General features: G+C 43.7%; 16 protein-coding genes. 6 read left to right on the plus strand and 10 right to left on the minus strand.

All coding sequences use genetic code 11. The features are described from left to right. Positions 1-39: 39 nt before the first annotated feature. From ppsA to H6G17_RS33595, 3 genes are all read right to left on the minus strand, one after another. On the minus strand, positions 40-2562 hold the full coding sequence (ppsA, locus tag H6G17_RS25255; RefSeq protein WP_192161335.1) for a phosphoenolpyruvate synthase: 2523 nt from the start codon (positions 2560-2562) through the stop codon (positions 40-42). 228 nt (positions 2563-2790) lie between these two features. Next, positions 2791-3669 (minus strand): Tab2/Atab2 family RNA-binding protein, encoded by an 879-nt coding sequence (locus tag H6G17_RS25260; protein ID WP_192161336.1) that lies wholly within the window; start codon positions 3667-3669, stop codon positions 2791-2793. Between the two features lie 3 nt (positions 3670-3672). After that, the gene (locus H6G17_RS33595) at positions 3673-4086 is read right to left on the minus strand and encodes a hypothetical protein (protein WP_242038588.1); all 414 of its coding nucleotides are present in this window, start codon (positions 4084-4086) and stop codon (positions 3673-3675) included. On the opposite strand from H6G17_RS33595, the gene H6G17_RS25265 reads away from it, so the two are divergent. After that, a complete protein-coding gene (locus H6G17_RS25265) occupies positions 4043-5356 on the plus strand; it encodes a glycosyl hydrolase family 57 (RefSeq protein ID WP_242038589.1) in 1314 nt (437 codons plus the stop codon). The genes H6G17_RS33595 and H6G17_RS25265 overlap by 44 nt on opposite strands. On the opposite strand, the gene H6G17_RS25270 is transcribed toward H6G17_RS25265, so the two are convergent. Continuing rightward, complete coding sequence (locus tag H6G17_RS25270; RefSeq protein ID WP_192161338.1) at positions 5258-6007, minus strand: hypothetical protein; 750 nt, start codon at positions 6005-6007, stop codon at positions 5258-5260. The two genes, H6G17_RS25265 and H6G17_RS25270, sit on opposite strands and share 99 nt — an antisense overlap. A 394-nt stretch (positions 6008-6401) precedes the next feature. Between H6G17_RS25270 and H6G17_RS25275 the strand changes: the two genes are divergently transcribed. Continuing rightward, a complete protein-coding gene (locus H6G17_RS25275; RefSeq protein ID WP_192161339.1) occupies positions 6402-7640 on the plus strand; it encodes a glycoside hydrolase family 10 protein in 1239 nt (412 codons plus the stop codon). 80 nt (positions 7641-7720) lie between these two features. Here H6G17_RS25275 and H6G17_RS25280 read toward each other — a convergent pair whose 3' ends face one another. Beyond that, positions 7721-8188: a nucleoside 2-deoxyribosyltransferase gene (locus H6G17_RS25280; RefSeq protein ID WP_192161340.1), complete on the minus strand. Its 468-nt coding sequence runs from the start codon at positions 8186-8188 to the stop codon at positions 7721-7723. A gap of 16 nt (positions 8189-8204) precedes the next feature. Then, the gene (locus H6G17_RS25285) at positions 8205-8543 is read right to left on the minus strand and encodes a hypothetical protein (RefSeq protein ID WP_199316992.1); all 339 of its coding nucleotides are present in this window, start codon (positions 8541-8543) and stop codon (positions 8205-8207) included. A gap of 143 nt (positions 8544-8686) precedes the next feature. On the opposite strand from H6G17_RS25285, the gene H6G17_RS25290 reads away from it, so the two are divergent. From H6G17_RS25290 to H6G17_RS25305, 4 genes are all read left to right on the plus strand, one after another. Next, positions 8687-9706 (plus strand): aldo/keto reductase, encoded by a 1020-nt coding sequence (locus H6G17_RS25290; RefSeq protein WP_192161341.1) that lies wholly within the window; start codon positions 8687-8689, stop codon positions 9704-9706. A 72-nt stretch (positions 9707-9778) separates the two neighbouring features. After that, positions 9779-10168 (plus strand): nuclear transport factor 2 family protein, encoded by a 390-nt coding sequence (locus tag H6G17_RS25295; protein ID WP_192161342.1) that lies wholly within the window; start codon positions 9779-9781, stop codon positions 10166-10168. Between the two features lie 559 nt (positions 10169-10727). After that, entirely contained in the window at positions 10728-12017 is a 1290-nt protein-coding gene (locus H6G17_RS25300; RefSeq protein ID WP_192161343.1) for a hypothetical protein, read from the plus strand. 185 nt (positions 12018-12202) lie between these two features. Beyond that, entirely contained in the window at positions 12203-14419 is a 2217-nt protein-coding gene (locus tag H6G17_RS25305; RefSeq protein WP_192161344.1) for a polysaccharide biosynthesis tyrosine autokinase, read from the plus strand. A gap of 32 nt (positions 14420-14451) precedes the next feature. Here H6G17_RS25305 and H6G17_RS25310 read toward each other — a convergent pair whose 3' ends face one another. From H6G17_RS25310 to H6G17_RS25325, 4 genes are all read right to left on the minus strand, one after another. Then, positions 14452-15597 carry an aminotransferase class I/II-fold pyridoxal phosphate-dependent enzyme gene (locus H6G17_RS25310; RefSeq protein WP_192161345.1) on the minus strand — a complete coding sequence of 382 codons (1146 nt, stop codon included), beginning with the start codon at positions 15595-15597 and terminating at the stop codon, positions 14452-14454. A 309-nt stretch (positions 15598-15906) separates the two neighbouring features. Then, positions 15907-16668, minus strand: coding sequence for a class I SAM-dependent methyltransferase (locus tag H6G17_RS25315; RefSeq protein WP_192161346.1), 762 nt, complete (start codon positions 16666-16668; stop codon positions 15907-15909). Between the two features lie 25 nt (positions 16669-16693). Beyond that, positions 16694-17773, minus strand: a complete 1080-nt coding sequence (locus tag H6G17_RS25320; protein WP_192161347.1) for a GNAT family N-acetyltransferase — start codon at positions 17771-17773, stop codon at positions 16694-16696. 18 nt (positions 17774-17791) lie between these two features. After that, the gene (locus H6G17_RS25325) at positions 17792-18868 is read right to left on the minus strand and encodes a GNAT family N-acetyltransferase (protein WP_192161348.1); all 1077 of its coding nucleotides are present in this window, start codon (positions 18866-18868) and stop codon (positions 17792-17794) included. Positions 18869-18917: the final 49 nt, after the last annotated feature.

The raw sequence follows: 18917 nt of genomic DNA on the forward strand, positions 1-18917 counted from the left end.
ATTTTCTGTCAAGACGCGATTTGCATCTTGACAAAAACGTCAATGTGTAACTACACCCTCAACAGCAGCAACTTCCAATAAAGTTTTCAAAACGGAATCTGGGTTGAGACTGATCGAGTCAATTCCTTGTTCGACCAAGAAACGGGCAAATTCTGGATAATCGCTGGGTGCTTGACCGCAGATCCCAATCTTGCGCTGATTGTCTTTAGCTTTAGCGATCGCCATTTGTACCATCTCTTTTACGCCTGCATCGCGTTCGTCAAATAGGTGCGCGACTAAACCAGAATCGCGATCGAGTCCCAAAGTGAGTTGCGTCAAGTCATTGGAACCAATTGAGAATCCATCAAACACTTCGCTGAATTGTTTCGCCAAGATGACGTTGTTGGGAATCTCGCACATGACGTAGACTTGCAACCCATTTTCGCCCCGTTTTAAACCATATTTTTCCATCTCTGCCATCACCTTGCGTCCTTCAGCAGGTGTGCGACAGAAAGGAACCATCGGAATCACATTGGTTAAACCCATGTCATCCCGTACCGATTTCAAGGCTTGACACTCTAGGGCGAAACCTTCACGATATTTCTCGTCGTAATACCGCGAAGCCCCACGCCAGCCAATCATTGGGTTTTCTTCATCTGGCTCAAATTGCTTCCCACCGAGAAGGTTAGCGTACTCGTTGCTCTTGAAGTCAGACAGACGCACGACTACAGGTTTGGGATAAAAAGCAGCTGCGATCGTCGCTATCCCTTGAGCTAGCCGATCGACGAAGTATGATGGTTTATCTTCATATAGGTGCGTCAGAAGGGCAATTTGGTCTTTAGCAACCGCATCTTCTAACTTGTCAAAATGAATCAAAGCCAAGGGATGCACCTTAATATGATTGGCGATGATAAATTCCAATCGCGCCAAACCCACACCATCATTTGGTATGGCTGCTAGACTAAATGCTTCCGAGGGATTGCCTACATTCATCATGATTTGGGTACGCGTCCGAGGTAGGTTTTCTAACGCCACCTCTTTCACCTCATAGGGCAAAATCCCCTCGTACACCCGTCCTTCTTCCCCTTCCGCACAGGAAATCGTCACTTCCTGACCTGTTTTTAATTGGGCGATCGCATTACCAGTTCCCACAATCGCGGGAATTCCCATTTCTCGGGCGATAATTGCCGCGTGACACGTCCTTCCACCTTGATTAGTTACGATCGCGCTGGCTTTTTTCATAATCGGTTCCCAGTCGGGATCGGTCTTATATGTCACCAAAACTTCCCCTGGTTGAAAAGAGTCGAGTTTGTGGACATCCAAAATTACCCGCGCTTTACCAGTACCGATCGCCTCTCCGACTGCACGACCTCTTGCCAGTACGGGCGCATTGCTATGTGCCCCTACGAGTTGATAGCTCTTGATAGTATTGGTAGATTTTTGCGATTGTACGGTTTCGGGACGGGCTTGGACGATGAATAATTCTCCCGTCAAGCCATCTTTTGCCCACTCAATATCCATCGGGGTATAAACGCCGCGTACTGCCGAATAATGGTCTTCAATGATACAAGTCCATTGAGCTAAAATCAGAACTTCATCATCCGTGAGAGCATATTTGACTCGTTCTGATTCCGGTACGGTGACGTTTTTTGTCAGCTTGCTACCACCGACATCGTAGACCATTTTAATTTCTTTACTGCCCAAGCGTTTTTCTAAAATGGGGCGAAAACCTTGTTGCAGTGTTGGCTTAAAGACAAAATATTCGTCGGGGTTAACTGCACCTTGGACGACGTTTTCCCCTAAGCCATAGGCAGCTGTAATCAGGGCAGCATTTTTAAACCCCGTTTCCGTATCGATGGAAAACATCACCCCAGAACCCGCTAAGTCAGAACGTACCATCTTTTGTACGCCCACCGACAAGGCAATATTAAAATGGTCGAAGCCTTTAATCGTGCGATAGGAAATAGCGCGATCGGTAAACAGAGAAGCAAAACATTTATGACAAGCTTCTAGTACTGCTTGTACGCCGTGGACGTTGAGGTATGTTTCCTGCTGTCCGGCAAAACTGGCATCCGGTAAATCTTCGGCTGTAGCGCTCGAACGAACTGCTACATCAGTCTCGCCACTGGAACGCTGGCAAGATTCGCGATATTCTGGCGCGAGGCGATCGCACAAACTCGCTGACGTGTCGCCATATTTTTGACACAATTGCAAATAAGCATCCGCGATCGCGCTGGCTAATTCTGACGGAAACGGCGTATTGAGAATTAAAGCACGAGCTTGCTTACCTCGTTGCCGCAGATTATTTACATCTTCCACATCTAGATCGGCAAATAGCGATCGCAACTGCTCTTGTAAGCCTGCGCGATCGATAAAGTAGCGATAAGCATGAGCTGTTGTGGCGAAACCCGTAGGTACGTTTACGCCTTTGGATATCAGTTGTTGAATCATTTCACCTAAAGAGGCGTTTTTACCACCTACTAAAGGGATATCTGCAATGCCAACTTCCTCAAACCAAAGTATAAAGGCTTGTTCTTTAGAAATCTGTAACTGGTTTTGCCGATTTGCTGTTGATTGCAACATAGACTCAATTCCTCTCATATTTAGGTTGAGTCAATAGAAACTCGATAAGCCTTGGAAAAGCCATTGACTCTATCTACTTGCTCTACAGTTATGGGTTATATAGAAACAGTTTGAGGAAGTTGTGAGGAAAAATTTCAGTAACATTTGTAGGGGCGCACGGCTGTGCGCCCCTACAGAGCGTGTGTTTACCCAATTGAAAATCCCTATAAGTCCGGCAGAAGATTTTTTCTACTCATCTCGTAACAGCCAGAAACCAGTGTAGGTCATGCCCGAATCATCGGGTTGAACCAACAAAAAATGCAAACCTTGACTCTGTTGCTGGCGCTGTACGTAAGTTTGGGCAGATGCGATCGCCTCACGATCGGAAAAAGTCGCTACAACCCACCGATCTGCTAACCCTGCTTCTAAAACTAATCCCGCTAATTCGCCTGGAACGTAGTTGAGGGCAATCGGCTGTGCTGCTTGCAACCAACGGGCTAACTGCATGGATTTCCTTTCACCATAAATGATTACCCCTGGAACGGCAATTGTCGATGCTAAGCCTAAATTTAGGGGGAGTAGAAATTCCGGCATGTCTAAGATCGGCAGCGGACGGTCTTTAAATGCAGCTTCGAGATCTCCTGCTGGTAGACTAGCAAAACGCCAGCGATCGCCCCACAAATTTTCTGGTAGGGGGACGGGGGGTGGTTTGTCTACAGCAAGGGGGTTGTAGGCTCCATTGGTGGAATACTGGGGTATGCGCGATCGCAACCACTGTTTCAATGCCCCAGTGCGTCGCGTTGGTTCTACAGTAATACCTAGTTTTTGCCCTGCGGTGGCGATTAAACTGAAAGATTGCGGTCGAAAGACTTGGATTATATCTGGTAACTGAGATGCAGCTAATTGCAACTGTTCTACCAGCCACGATGCATTGGCTGCTGCTTGCGGGCAGATGGCTTCGTAGCGAAAATTCCCTGTGCGATGGTCGCTTCGCGTTTGCGTAGCATGGTCGAAGAGCATACCGCCTTCGGCATCGCAGATTAACAACTCCCACAAAACCTCTCCATTGTCATCTCGCCACGGGCGACGATAAAAATCAGCTTGCCAAATTGATTTGTCATTGGTCATTTGTCATGCGTCTTTGGTAATTTTGTCGTGGTTGAAGAAAGAAGGGTGTAGGGTGTAGAGTGTGGGGAGAATTCGGAATTCGGAATTCGGAATTAATGCGTGAATTTTGATTTGCTTCCTCAGCTTCGCGACTCTCTCTTCTCCCCTCTGCTTCCTGCTCGTGCGCTCCCTGATAACTGATAAGGAAAATCCTATGACGGCAACAGCTATATCAAACTTACCTGTTTTAGCAGCATCGAGGTCGGGGTTGCCAAATATTTGCGGCTGGGAGGCGGGAATTAAATCGGTAACGAACCACAATGAACCTATATTTCTACCAACCAGCAATTTACGTTTAGAAAATCTTACTGCTGGATTTGCTTGCGCCCTGCACATGCACCAACCGACAATTCCCGCAGGTGGTAACGGCGAACTCATCAGCAATTTGCAATATATGTTTGAACATCCCCATGATGGGGATAACCACAACGCCGGAGTCTTTGCCTGGTGCTACGGACGCATGGGAGAGTTTATTCCGCAGTTAATTGCTGAAGGTTGCAATCCTCGAATTATGTTGGACTATTCAGGTAATTTGTTGTGGGGATTGCAGCAAATGGGGCGAAATGATGTTCTCGACAATCTCAAACGAATAACTTGCAGTCTCCAATACCAACCTTACGTAGAATGGCTGGGGACGATGTGGAGTCATGCTGTTGTCCCTTCTACGCCAATTCCCGATCTCAAGCTGCACATTCAAGCTTGGCAGCATTATTTTGCTGCGATTTTTGGCTATGATGCTTTGCGGCGCGTCAAGGGTTTTTCTCCTCCTGAAATGCACTTACCCAACCACCCAGATACCCTATTTGAATACATCAAAGCTTTGAAAGAATGCGGTTATCGCTGGTTGATGGTACAAGAACATTCAATAGAACGTTTGGATGGTACGGGGTTGCACCACGACCAAAAATATATCCCTAACCGTTTAGTAGCGCGAAATTCACACGGTGAAACGATTAGCATTACGGCGCTGATTAAAACCCAAGGCTCGGATACGAAATTAGTTGCCCAAATGCAGCCTTATTTTGAAGCTAAAGGGCGAGGGAAGCAACAAATCGGTAACGTAACCGTACCCTCTCTCGTGACCCAAATTGCTGATGGAGAAAATGGCGGCGTGATGATGAATGAATATCCCCGCGATTTATTGCGGGTGTATCATGAAATTCGCGATGCTGGCAATAATGACGCGGGCATCATAGCACTAAATGGCACGGAATATTTGGAATTGATTGAGGCTGCTGGCGCTAATCCCGATGACTATCCAGCTTGTCAAGCGGCAAATCAACACAAAATTTGGCAGCAAGTCGATCCAGATAATGCTACTCCAGAAGCAGTAGAAAATGCGATCGCGCAATTAAAAGCAACTGACCATCAATTTCACATGGATGGTGCATCTTGGACGAACGATCTCAGCTGGGTAAAAGGCTATGAAAATATTTTAGCACCGATGAATCAACTCAGTGCAGCATTTCATGCCAAGTACGACCCACTAGTACAGCGAGATCCGACTGTAACTCAGCGTCCTGACTACCTTGAAGCCTTGTTGTATAACTTATTGTTGGAAACTAGTTGTTTCCGCTATTGGGGACAGGGAATGTGGACTGACTTTGCCCGCGAACTGTATCGACGGGGAGAAATCACAGTTCGTTAGTCTACTAGTTAAACAAGCTCGTTCAAGAGTCACACCAGTTGAACTGCTAACTTTAGCAGATGCTCCTGGTTGTTGCTTTCGGCTAGGGAAAATTTCCAGAGTACGATGGGGTATGGTCACGGCAATACCCAAAGCTGCGATCGCTAAAACAGAAACCCCTGTTAGCAACCGGACTCGATGGCGTAACTGGCGATTTTCGCGATCGAGAGTTTCTACCCGACTTAAATCGCGCTCTAGATAACGGGGTTCGTTCTGAGACACGGGACGCGGTTCATTCTCTACCAATGGTTCGGGTCGATCTTCAGCCAGCGCCACTGCAACTCGCTGAGGTTGAAAAGTAATCTTAATCAGCAACCAATTCACAATCAATTGCGGGCAGTTTCGTCTAAACCAATACCACGCTATGTTTCTAAATACTGGTTTGGATATCCGCGCTACTGATTTTGTCATCCGATTCAGCGGACGAAATTGGATCTTTTGATTGATCAGATTAACTGCACCCGCATCATAGAGACAATCGATGATTAATTTAATAGTTGCTTCTTGATCGTTGGATAAATTTTGCAGCAGTAGCAAAACATCGTGCATCCGTTCTGCTTCCATCTGCTTTTCCAGCATCCGCTCCGCGTCTTTTTTTGTAACCCCTGTCATAGGTGCGAGAATAAATATAGCTGTAGTAACATATCCACTATGATAATCTGGACACTACTGTCCTCAGAGCGATCGCGGACACATCTTGAGGAAGAAATACGTTGACTCGGATGCTTTACCTTGGCAGAACTTCAAGTTGAATTTACAGCTAATATCAAATCAAAACTAAAATATGTTTGCTGAAATACTAAGGGCAGAACTTAGTTAAATTGCGGTTGCCGCGCTTATATTATCACAATTTGCCAGCAAAAAACGCCTCTTTTTAGATGAATTTTTACGCAATCTTAATAGTTTTCAGTATGACAACGGATGGTGAGTTGGATGCTGATAAATGATGGTGGAGACAAGAACTACTACCAAAAGTGAAATTTGGCATAGCTGGCGATTCTAGCTTATGAAATTATATTTGAAATCATACGTAATCCTTAGAGAGCGGTGGCGATCGCTAAAGTATCTTGCCTTACTCTTAGGCGCATTATTAGCCGTAACAATACCGAATAGTATTTCTCCTTTGGCGATCGCTCAGCAGCCTTTTGAGGAAATTCGCGGCGTATGGATGACGAATAACGATACGAGTACCCTCATCGACCGTGACAAAATGCAAGCTGCTGTCAGCCAACTAGCGCGGCTGCACTTCAACACCATCTATCCCGTCGTCTGGAATTCTGGATACGCTCAGTACGATAGCAACGTAGCACGACAAACAGGAATTCAAACCTTCGTGCGCAAAGGTTTGCAAGGACAAGATCCTTTAGCCGATCTCGCTGCCACAGCCCATCGCCAAGGCTTACTCGTCATTCCCTGGTTTGAGTTTGGTTTCATGACTCCTCCCACTTCAGAACTGGCATTGCAACACCCGAATTGGCTAACCCAAAAACGGGATGGTAGCAAAACTTCGATTGATGTTGCGGGTGAGGTCGTATGGCTCAACCCTTTCCATCCAGAAGTCCAGCAATTCATCACCGCACTAGTACGGGAGGTCGTGACTAAGTACGATGTCGATGGGATTCAGTTTGACGACCACATGAGCTTACCGCGTGAATTTGGCTATGACAAATATACAGTTGCTTTATACAAACAGGAAACCAAGCGCAGTCCAAACCATCCCGGCGATGCAGCGTGGATGCGGTGGCGGGCTGACAAAATTACGGCATTTATGACTCAACTCAATCAAACAGTTAAGCAAAGCAAGCCCAAGGCAATTTTTGCCGTCGCCCCCAATTACTACGACTTTGCTTATAAATTCCACCTGCAAGACTGGCTAACATGGGTGCGCAACGGTATTGTTGACGAACTGATCGTGCAAGTCTACCGTCCCGAACTGCAAAGTTTTCTCCAACAACTTGCCCGCCCCGAAGTTCAGGAGGTACAACAAAAGATTCCCACTGGGATCGGCATTCTTACGGGTTTGAGAAACGATCCAGTCCCAATGCAACGAATTCAAACACAGGTGAGGGCTACACGCGATCGCGGTTTGGGAGTAGCTTTCTTCTTTTACCAAAGTCTATGGGACTACGCCCCAGAACCAAGCGAACAGCGACAGTCTTACTTTCAGGCATTGTTCCGTTCTCCCGCTTCCCGTTTTGCATCTGCACGGGCTGCTGTCGTCGAAGAACCGATTTTACAACCATGAGATTCGGGTAAAATGTATCGCGATCTGTAGGGGCGCACAGCTGTGCGCCCCTACGGATTTTTATGTGCTACGGAAGTTATCTACGTTTGCGATCGCCATTTGTACAACGCTTTATCCTGCAACTGGATTTCGTCTACCGAGGTGTAGTAATAATTTTCCCAGCCAATTTCCGGTAAGCCAGCAAAAAGCATGAGATTTAAGGGATACCGTTCGTTATCGCTACAGCGCCGGAAGTCGTCTCGGAATAAGAAAATTGCTTTATTCAGGGCGATCGCCATCCCCAACTCTACCATGACTCCTTCATCTGGTGGCGTGCCGTTGACAATCGCAAAAATGCCATCGCAGTTTTTCACATCCTGCAAATCTGCCTGCGCCACGCGATACGCCCAATTAGCCTGAGAAAAATCGATTTGATTGTTGCGGGCAAACGGTTCCCAAACTTCTATGCCCAACGCCTCCAAAGCCCGAACGATGGGAGGTAAAAGCAGCGTCTTTTGCTGCTGCGAAAATCCATAGGGACTAGCTAAATAAACGATCTTGTGCTTCACTGCCTCTACTCGCGATCTATGTCAAATATGCCGAATATAAGCGCGATCGCGGCATATTGGAATACATTCCCGTAGGAATCCGATCTAGGGATGAGGGAGAAAGAGAGTATCTCGTGCTAGCGGTACGCCGACGACTTGCCAAAATAGCACTGACAGACTGAGCATAGGCGATCGCTGTATCATCTTGCCAGCGATAAGGAAATATTATCGCTCCTCGATTCGTAGCAATTTCTACGCAAGTAGAGAAAGATAAAACATCCACAATCACAACTACATCGCTAATAGGAGCCAGTTGCATCACGCCACCGATTCCCCATTCACAGCGCAGATCGAACTCCAATTGGTTGAAAATCATCTGACAGTTATCAGTAGAGAGTGACTAGTGACTAGTGGCTAGTGAATAGACAAGATTCTGGTTCCACTAATCACCAGCCACCAGCCACTCACCAATTACCAAACTCCTGCTACCTTGTGAAATAGGACAGTAAGTGTAGCAAAATGCAATTACCAGAATCTAGTCGGTGGCAATTTACCCCAGATTTGAATATCTGCCGCATCCTCAATGGTATGTGGCAAGTATCGGGGGCGCATGGAGCGATCCAGCCAAAACAAGCGATCGCCACTATGTTTGATTATATGGACGCTGGTTTCACTACTTGGGACTTAGCAGACCACTACGGACCGGCTGAAGACTTCATCGGTGAGTTTCGCCGTCAAGCGATCGCCACGCGGGGTAAAGAGGCGCTTTCTAACCTACAAGCATTTACCAAATGGGTTCCCAGACCAGCAAAGATGACGCGGCGAGTCGTCGAGCAAAATATCGATCGCTCCCTAGCTCGAATGGGAGTAGAGACGCTAGACTTGCTACAATTCCACTGGTGGGAATACAGAGATAAAAACTACATAGATGCTCTTACTTATCTAGCAGAACTCCAGCAAGAAGGGAAAATCAAGCACTTAGCACTCACAAATTTCGACACGGAACGGTTGAAAATCATCTCAGAAGCAGGCATTAAGATTGTTTCCAACCAGGTGCAGTTCTCGCTGGTCGATCGCCGCCCTTTGATGAAGATGATTCCGTTTTGTCAAGAGCATAATATTCAACTTTTAGCTTACGGTACGCTTTGCGGCGGATTGCTATCAGAAAAATACTTAGAACAACCAGAACCGCGAGGTACGGCGTTAAACACGGCTTCCCTGCGAAAATATAAAAACATGGTAGATGCATGGGGTGGTTGGAATCTGTTCCAAGAGCTTTTAGCTGTTTTAAAACAAATAGCGGCTAAGCACGATGTCAGCATTGCTAATGTTGCAGTCCGTTACATTCTCGATCGCCCGACAGTCGCAGGGGCGATCGTTGGCACGCGGTTAGGGATATCGGAACACGTCGCCGATAATGCTAAGGTGTTTGCACTGACTTTAGATGCAGACGATACGGGTCAAATTGAAGCTGTATTGACGCGATCGCGAGATCTATTGCAGTTAATCGGCGACTGCGGCGACGAGTACCGACGTTGATCCATCAGTAGAAAGTGAGGATATTTCGCCCAGTGTTTGTATAGTGGGTGATATGGACGATATGGTGAAGCAATGACAGACGTACAAGCTGAGGTTTTGGCAGTCAATGAAAATTTTTACCGTGCTTTTGAGAAGAAAAATCTAGAAGCTATGAGTCAAGTTTGGTCGCAGGGAACTGCTAGCCACTGCATTCATCCTGGACGTAACGCCTTGCGCGGTTGGAAGCAAATTCGCGACTCTTGGGAAGTCATTTTCAAAAATACTAAATATTTAGAAATTGAAATCGAAATTATTAATACAGAAGTTCGCGATACGACTGCTTATATCTTGTTAGTCGAGCGCGTACTACAAGCTAGCAGTAACAAAACCATCAAGGCTGAATCAATCGCCACAAATATCTTCGAGAAGATGGCTGGCAAGTGGTATTTAATACACCATCATGGTAGTCCTTTAGTTAGATAGAATTTCAGGTATTTATCCCAGCGCTTAGCAAACGAACGAAACACGTTTTTCAGTGTGAAATGCAATAATTCATACCAGGGTGAATGGGTAACTATCAGCAAAATTCCCGATTTGCGAGCATGAGGTCAAATATTGCGATCGCGGCGATCGCCCAATAAATATTTCAATGGTGCAATTTCTAGCGGTAAATAATAGTTTTCTGATATAGTAAATTTTTTATAAAGATTTAGGTTAACTGGAATTCAAGTCTGGACGCAGAGTTATTGTTGGATTAAATTGTCTATATACCTCAAATGGAAAGTAGTTTGAGAAACGAAATACCTGGGGAAGATTAGATCGAGTGAAAAAAATCGATCGTCAAATAGGTGTTTCGTTTCTTTTAGTTATCGATCCAAATTAATAGTGACCGATCGCTAGCCATTTGCAATAAGTGGCGCGCGGTGAGAACTCGGAATTCGGAATTCATTGCGACTTGCAACTTGCGACTTGCTAATTGCTCCTCATCCCGAAATAGAACTCTATACTGAGAGAAGGTAGGAATGGCAATCGAGGGTAGTGTATGATTCCAAATCCCGCGATCGTGCAAGCTGTGGAACAATTGGAATATCGCGTCACGGTAGGAGACGTAGCAGCTCAGATCGGGTTAGATGTCGGTCAAGCTCAACAGGGATTACTTGCTCTAGCTAGCGATGTCGGCGGACACATGCAGGTAGCTAACTCAGGTGAAATCGCCTACCAGTTTCCGCAGAATTTGCGGGGAGTTTTGCGCAACAAATACTGGCGGTTGCGCTTGCAGGAATGGTGGCAAAAAATTTGGAAAATCCTATTTTACCTGATTCGGATTTCGTTTGGCATTGTTTTGCTTGTCTCAATCGTGCTAGTCTTCCTCACGATTGCAATTATTGTTACAGCTACAAATCGGGATGGTGACGATCGCGGCGATCGCGGCGGTGGTGGGTTCTACATGCCTTACTTTTGGATTGGTCCAGATTGGTTTTGGGTATTCTATCCAGATTACGACACCCGCTATCAACAGCGGAGACGGGAAACCAGCAATTTGAATTTTTTAGAAGCGATATTCTCGTTTCTCTTTGGTGATGGTAATCCCAATATCGATCTAGAAGATAAACGCTTCTCGCTGATTGCCGCTACAATTCGTAACAATCGAGGTGTAGTAACGGCAGAACAAATTGCTCCCTATCTTGACGACTTAGGCGAGGGATATGCCCAGGAGTACGAAGATTATATGCTGCCCGTGCTGACCAGATTCAACGGTCAACCACTTGTTAGTCCAGAAGGACATCTCGTTTACCATTTTCCAGAGTTGCAAGTTAGTGCGACTCAGCGACAATCTCGACGTGTACCAGCATTTTTGCAAGAGTTACCCTATCGTTTCAGTGCAGCTAGCTCTGGGCAAATTATGCTCGGTATTGGCTTGGGCGCGTTGAATTTTGTTGGGTTGCTAGTATTGGGTAATTTACTCGCAGATGGGTTAGCAGCAGCTCAGCTCGGTGGACTGGTTGCCTTCGTGCAGGGAGTTTATGGGTTGCTGCTCGCATACGGCGTAGGTTTTTTGCTTCTACCTCTGGTAAGATATTTTTGGGTGCAGAGGCGCAATCGCAAAATTAGCGATCGCAATCAAAGACGGCAAGCAAGAGCAAATCTGCTAGCTAGCTCCGATTTAGTCTTACAGCAAAAAATTGCTTATGCAAGTCAGTTTGCCGCTCAATCTACGATTACTAAAGACGATGTAGTCTACTCGACTGATAGCGATTTATTAGAACAAGAAAGCCAAAATCCGGCGCAAACCGATGCTGATTGGCAACGTCGTTTATCTGGCTCTCCCTAGCTCCGATTTCATGCCATCTATAGCTATCGATTTATGAATGAACATTGTTTCACGATAAAATTTTGTCGTAAAATAATAATCGATGTAGAAGAATTGAGGAGAAGGTGTTTACAACAACATTATTCAAGGTAGTATTGAATACGATATCTATTTGTTAAATTTTGTCATAAAGTTATAGCGCGCTCATGTCACTTCCTGAGTCCACAGAATCTAGTGTCAAATTACAGCAATATTGGCTGTTACTCAAACGACATTACTTACCACTATCAATCGTGTTTGGAGTAGTTGTCGCACTGACAGGTATAAGCTTAGCATTGCAAAAGCCAATATATGAAGCAGAAGGAAAGTTACTATTTAGAAAAAATAGCCCTAGTTCTTCGTATTTACCTGAAGTGAGTAAGGGTATAGGTGAATTGCAGCCATTACAAGAGCAAAATAATCCTGTAGATACAGAAGCGGAAATTATACGTTCTCTGCCTATTATAAAAAAAACGATTACGCGGTTGGAGTTGAAGGATGAATCGGGTAAAACTCTTAAACCCGAACAATTTCTCAAAAAACTAGACGTAACAGACGTGAAAAAAACGGACGTGTTGCAAATTACTTATAGGGATGCAGATCCAAACAAAGCTGCAACAGTAGTCAATACTTTAATGGGTATTTATTTAGAAAATAACTTACTTGCTAATCGCTCTGAAGCCGTTTCTGCGAGAGAGTTTGTGCAAAAACAGTTGCCCAGGGCGGAAACGAGTTTGCGTCAAAGCGAGTCAGAGTTACGTCAATTTCAAGAGCAGAATAAAGTTGTCGATCTAAATGAAGAAAAAAGAGCGGCAGTAGCAATTATTGCCGATATGCAACGCCAAGCTGCGAATGCTAATGCTGGTTTGGCAGATGCAAAAGCTCAATCTGAACTGCTGAAACAGCAATTAGGAGAAACTTTAAATAGCGCCGGAGCGGTAACTAGTGTAAGTCAATTTCCAGCCGTTCAAGGTATTTTGAAAGAGATCCAACAAATAGAATCGCAGCTTGCGGTGGAACAGAGCCGCTTTCAGGCAGATTTTCCTAATGTCGTCTCCCTCAAGCAAAAGAAAGCAAGTTTAGAGCAATTACTCAAACAACGCTTAAAACAAGTGGTAGGAGAACAAAAACTTCTTAGAGGAAATAGCTTACAAAATAGTGAATTCGATCAAAAACTGACAGAAGAGTTTGTGAGGGCAGAAGCAAGACGTTTGGGTTTATCTAGTCAACTAGCAGCAATCTCAAACGTTCAATCTTCTTATAGAGAAAGACTCGATCGATTACCTCAGTTGGAACAAGTACAACGGGCGTTAGAACGAAAAATTCAAACAGCTCAATCTACCTATTTATTACTACAGCAAAAATTACAAGAAATTCGGATTGCGGAAAATCAGAATATAGGTAATGCTCGCGTCATTTCAGCAGCCATACCACCAGAAGAAGCGGTTGCTCCCCGCAAAATGTTGTACCTGGTGACGGGAATTATGCTGGGTGGAATATTAGCAGCTGCTACTGCTTTGATATTAGAAAAACTAGATAAATCGCTCAGAAGCGTTGAGGAAGCTAGAAAAATATTTGGCTATACCTTACTGGGGATAATTCCAGCCTTGAAAAAATCTGAGAACATTTTCTTGCGCGATCGCTCCCTAGAAAGAACTACACCAGAAATTTTAGTGCAAGAGTCACTGCGATCGCCTTTCAGCCAAGCATATCGAATGCTGCAAGCTAATTTGAAATTTCTGAATTCTGATAAACAGCTTAAAGCAATTGTCGTTACGAGTTCCGTCCCTAAAGAAGGAAAATCAACGGTTGCAGCAAATTTAGCTGTCACCATCGCTCAAATGGGACGTAAGGTTTTGTTAGTCGATGCAGATATGTATCGTCCCTTGCAGCATAAAATCTGGGAATTACCCAATCACTTGGGTTTAAGTAATATTATTGTGGGTCAGACCGAACCAAAAACAGCGATCAAAAAGATTACGGCTAATCTTCACATCCTAACTTCTGGAGTGATTCCACCGAATCCCATGGCACTACTGGATTCTCAAAGGATGGCATCTCTAGTTACTGTTTTTTCAGCCAATTACGACTACACAATTATTGATACTCCTGCTTTAAATGCGGCTGCTGATGCAGCAATTTTGGGTAAAATGACCGATGGAGTTTTATTAGTTGTTCGACCTGGTGTGGTAGATACTGCTGCTGCTATCCGTGCTAAAGAATTTCTAGAAAAGTCAGGGCAATATGTCCTCGGTCAGGTAGTGAATGGATTTAATCCCGATAGCGAACAATACTACTATTATCGTTCTAGCCAGTCGGAAGAAGATGATAATGTAGCATTAGCGGAAAGTCATTCTCCTCTGAGCATTAGCAAAAAGAGATGAGGTTTTTCTGGTTCGATTGAATTTGTAACCACTCAGTTCATTTTGATGCCAACAGAGCAAATTTTAGCGATCGCCCCTACGACTCGCTCTAAATCCTCGTTGGTTAAATTAGAGCCAGAGGGAAGGCACAGACCGCAAGCAAACAGCTCTTCCGCTACCTCACCTCCAACTGTCTCGTATTGGGCAAAAGCAGGTTGGAGGTGGAGTGGTTTCCAAACTGGGCGAGTCTCAATGTGCTGCTGAGCGAGGATTTTACGGACTTGTTCTCTATCTGCACCGAAAATATGAGGATGAATCGTCATGCAGCTCAACCAGCGCGTGGCGCGACCGTAACTCGCTTCTGGCATAAATGATATTCCTGGCAGGTCGCCCAAAGCTTGCCGATAAACTTCAAAGTTGCGCCTTCTAGCTTGTACCCGTTGCTCCAGGACTTGCAATTGACCTCGACCAATTCCCGCTAATACATTGCTCAGCCGATAGTTGTAGCCAATTTCTGAGTGTTGGTAGTGGGGCGCTGGATCGCGTGCTTGAGTGGAGAGAAATCTGGCTTTGATGACAATTTCTGTCTCGTTGGACACTAACATTCCACCTCCAGATGTCGTAATGATTTTATTGCCATTGAACGAAAAAATGCCAATCTTACCGAAACTACCGGGCGATCGCCCCTTGTAAGTTGCTCCTAGAGATTCAGCTGCATCTTCAATCAACGGCACTTCGTAGCGGTTGCAGGCTGCTAAAATCGGGTCAATGTCAGCACTTTGACCGTATAGGTGGACGACAACTACAGCTTTAGGTAATTTACCCAACCGCGCCCGTTTATCCAAGGCTGCTTGTAACAATTTGGGGTTCATGTTCCATGAAGTGCGATCGCTGTCAATGAAGACAGGTTTTGCACCTAAATAGACGATGGGGTTAGCTGAAGCCGCAAAAGTGAGTGTCGAGCAAAATACCTCGTCTCCAGACTCCACTCCAACTAATTGCAAGGCTAAGTGTAAAGCCGCCGTGCCAGACACTACAGCAGCAGCATGATTGACACCAATTACATGACAAAATTCTTGTTCAAAAGCTTCTAAATGGGGACCAACGGGAGCAATCCAATTCGTATCAAATGCTTCTTTGACATACTCAATCTCTTCCCCGCTCATATGAGGAATAGAAAGCAGGATCGGTTTAATCATTTTAATAGTAATATTACTATTTGTTGCAAAAAATATTATTCCATTTTAACAATAAAGTTATTTTATCGCTATACTTAACTTCTCGTATTATTTGTTGTGTTAGCATCGATATGTATAATATTAAACCGATTTAAATGTAGGCTTTTTTACACGACTAAGAGCCTGGACTTTTTCTCAGATAGTCCTATTTATTCGTTGCCAATAGAGAATTTTAGTCACGCTAATTCTTGAACTTGCATTTGAAAAAGCAGTTACATTTGACTCATTTACGTCTTAGCTTCAACGATTAAGTTCAAACAAATATAAACTTTATTTTGTACAAACGAAATATAAACCACCTGCTAAAGGTTGTCTTGCTAATTCTTCTACGCTTGTACACATACTATTTCCTTCAATTTGGGCAGAAGAACCAACAGCAGTGACTTCAAAACCAACAGTTCTCAATAGTTGTTCTACTTCTTGTGGTCTATACCAATACACGTAAGGTTCGCGATCTAGTAAAGCAGAAAGATTCCACTTTCCTCCTAATTTAAGCCAAGGCAGATACTGAAGAGAAAGACTTTTAGCCTGCAAGCTACGCAAAATACGTAAATAGACTAAATACGGTTTGTAGATTAAAGTCTGCGCTCTCACTTCAAAGCAAAGAAATGAAAATAGTGCTGTACCACCTGGTTTTAGAATACGATATGCCTCTTCAAAAGCTTTTAGCTTTGCTTGGTCTCCATCTATAGAGCTGATGATTTGTTGGAGATATAAGATCTGGGCAAAGCTATCATCGACATAACTTAGTTTGGTGGCATCTTCTACTTCAAAAGTAATTTCGCTTGAAGGATCTTTTTGCTTTGCTTGCTCAATAAATTCAGGTACATAATCGTAACCTATGAGAGAAGTAAAGCCCATCTTTCTCATCTCTAGTAAAATTCTACCTCCTGCTGTCCCTGCTTCTACTGTCTTCAAATGTTTATCTAAGTAGTTATCAATTAAATACTTTTCTTCAAATTTTAGACCTTTTCCATATGCCCAAGTATTAAATTCTTCAGTAGATTGATAAATTTTCTTATTGTCGAGCATAAATAAATCTCTCCTTTCGATTTTTTTAAATTTGAGAAGAACGATAGGCTGGAAAGAAACTTGTCTTAAGTAGTTGTTCGGATTCAACATTCAGTTTCTTCGCTTGTAGCTCTACTAAATATTGATACTTATCTGCATCTGCGATCGAACGCAAAGTCAAAAAATTATGCTTCAGTTTAGAAAAACCCGCTTTAAAGTGGTGTAGGCTATCTTTGTTACCTCCAACACCACCCCCTAGTTGAAAAATTTTGTTACCACGTTCCTTAGCCCAGAACCGCACGCGATCGAATAAGAGTTTGCTGGGAGATTGTTTGAGGAACTCGGTTTTAGTCCCTCCTAAATGGTATTGCACTATCCCACAAATTTCTGTGAAGATGCCAGCACAAACAATTTGGTTATCGAATTCTACAATACCAAGGTGAATGTTTTCATGTAGATTAGCTAGCTCGGTAAAATAATCATAGCCAAAATAATACATTTGCTTCGCAGTTACGCGATTCATTGTTTCTTCATAGATAGAAATAAAGTCTTTTATGTAATCTTCGTACATTACTATCTTAGCGGTAAATCCAGCACGCCTACAGCGATTGATATGAGTGCGATGTTCAGAACGAGTTTGCTGCCAAATTTCTGCTTCAGAAAGCATGAGATTTATAGATACAGTCTCTCCAGTTATTTGACAAATTTGAGGAGGTAAGATTTGTTCAAAACCGTAATTGAGTATGGGGTGTAGGCGAAAGAACGCCGAACAGATGTTTTTCGATCGCAATACCTTCGCCAAATAAGATACGGCTAAATTTAAAAATTCTCCTTGTCCAAATGCTGCATCACTCAGCAAAATCCCAGGATAACCGTAGGGAGAGATTGCATCAAATATTTCTTCATGGTACGGAGCGTTTTCATATAAGTCCTGACAGCTACGTATTAAGTAAGGAATAAGAAATATTTTGTCCTGTTGAGTAATTAAAATTGCTTCTGGAATAGTTTGAGTTCTAATTGCCTCAAGCTTGAGATATTCTGGTAGATGATAAATATCATGTCTAAGTTTTTGTAATGTCTGAGACCATAATGGGTCATGTGGTTTGATAACCTGAAGATCGAACATGAGTTTTTGAACTGTGCTTTAACTGTAAGAACGATAGGCAGGAAAAAAGTCTAAGCTAAGTAGTAGTTCAGCTTGAGTATTTAAGACTTTCGCCCGTAAATTGACTAGATGATAGTACTTTTCTTCGTTTGTAATCAGTTTGAAAGTCAGAAAATCGTGTTTCTGCCTGGAAAACCCTGACTTAAAAGTATAGAGGCTGTCTGTAGTCGAACCTCCCACTCCGCCTCCTATATGTAGAAATTCATTCCCACGCTCTTTAGCCCAAAGGCGCACGTAATGTAAAAGAAAATTAAAAGGGGATTGGTGTAAATATTTGGTTTTCGTTCCTCCCAAATGAGCTTGAACAATACCACAACATTCAAAAAATAAGCTAGTACATGCGATTTCGTTATTGACTTCTACGATACCTAAATGAATGTTCTCTCCTAGTGACAATAAATCCTCAAAGTAATCGCGGCTAAAGTAATAAAATTGCCTAGCATTGACTCGATTCATTGTCTCTTCGTAAATAGCAATAAATTCGTCAATATATTGCCTAAACTCGACCATTCTGCCAGTGAAACCTAGTCGCTTGCACTTATTAATAGTGCTTTGATGTCCTTTTCTTGTGTGCGCCCAAATTTCTGATTCAGAGAGAGTAAGATTTACGGATACAGTTTTTCCACTATCTGTTAAATATTCTGAGGGAAAAATCTCCTTGAAGCGATCGCTCAAAAGGGGATGCAATCGCAAAAAAGCTGAACATACATCGCTTTTCTGCAAAAAGTACTTCAACTCATGCAGAGCAAAATCTACAAACTTTGGCGTATTTGCCGCTGCTTCACTCAACAAAATGCCCGGATAGCCATAGGGAGAGACAATATCAAAGCATTCTTCTTCAAGCAATTCTTGTGGTAGTACATCATTACACTGACGTAGTAAATAAGGTACGAAGAAAATTTTATCACTATCAGTAACCAAAAAAGCATTAGCCATTGTTTCAGTTCTGTTTGACTCAATGCCGATGTACTTAGGTAGATGATAAACATCATGGCGGAGCTGTTGCAGAACTTTATGCCACAAGGGGTCTTGTGGATCGATGATTTGAATGTTCATGTTTGTGCAAAAGTTATCAGAGCTACGACCGTGCCATACTCAGAACTGA

This window comes from Chroococcidiopsis sp. [FACHB-1243] (assembly GCF_014696895.1).
Lineage (GTDB): Bacteria > Cyanobacteriota > Cyanobacteriia > Cyanobacteriales > Chroococcidiopsidaceae > Chroococcidiopsis.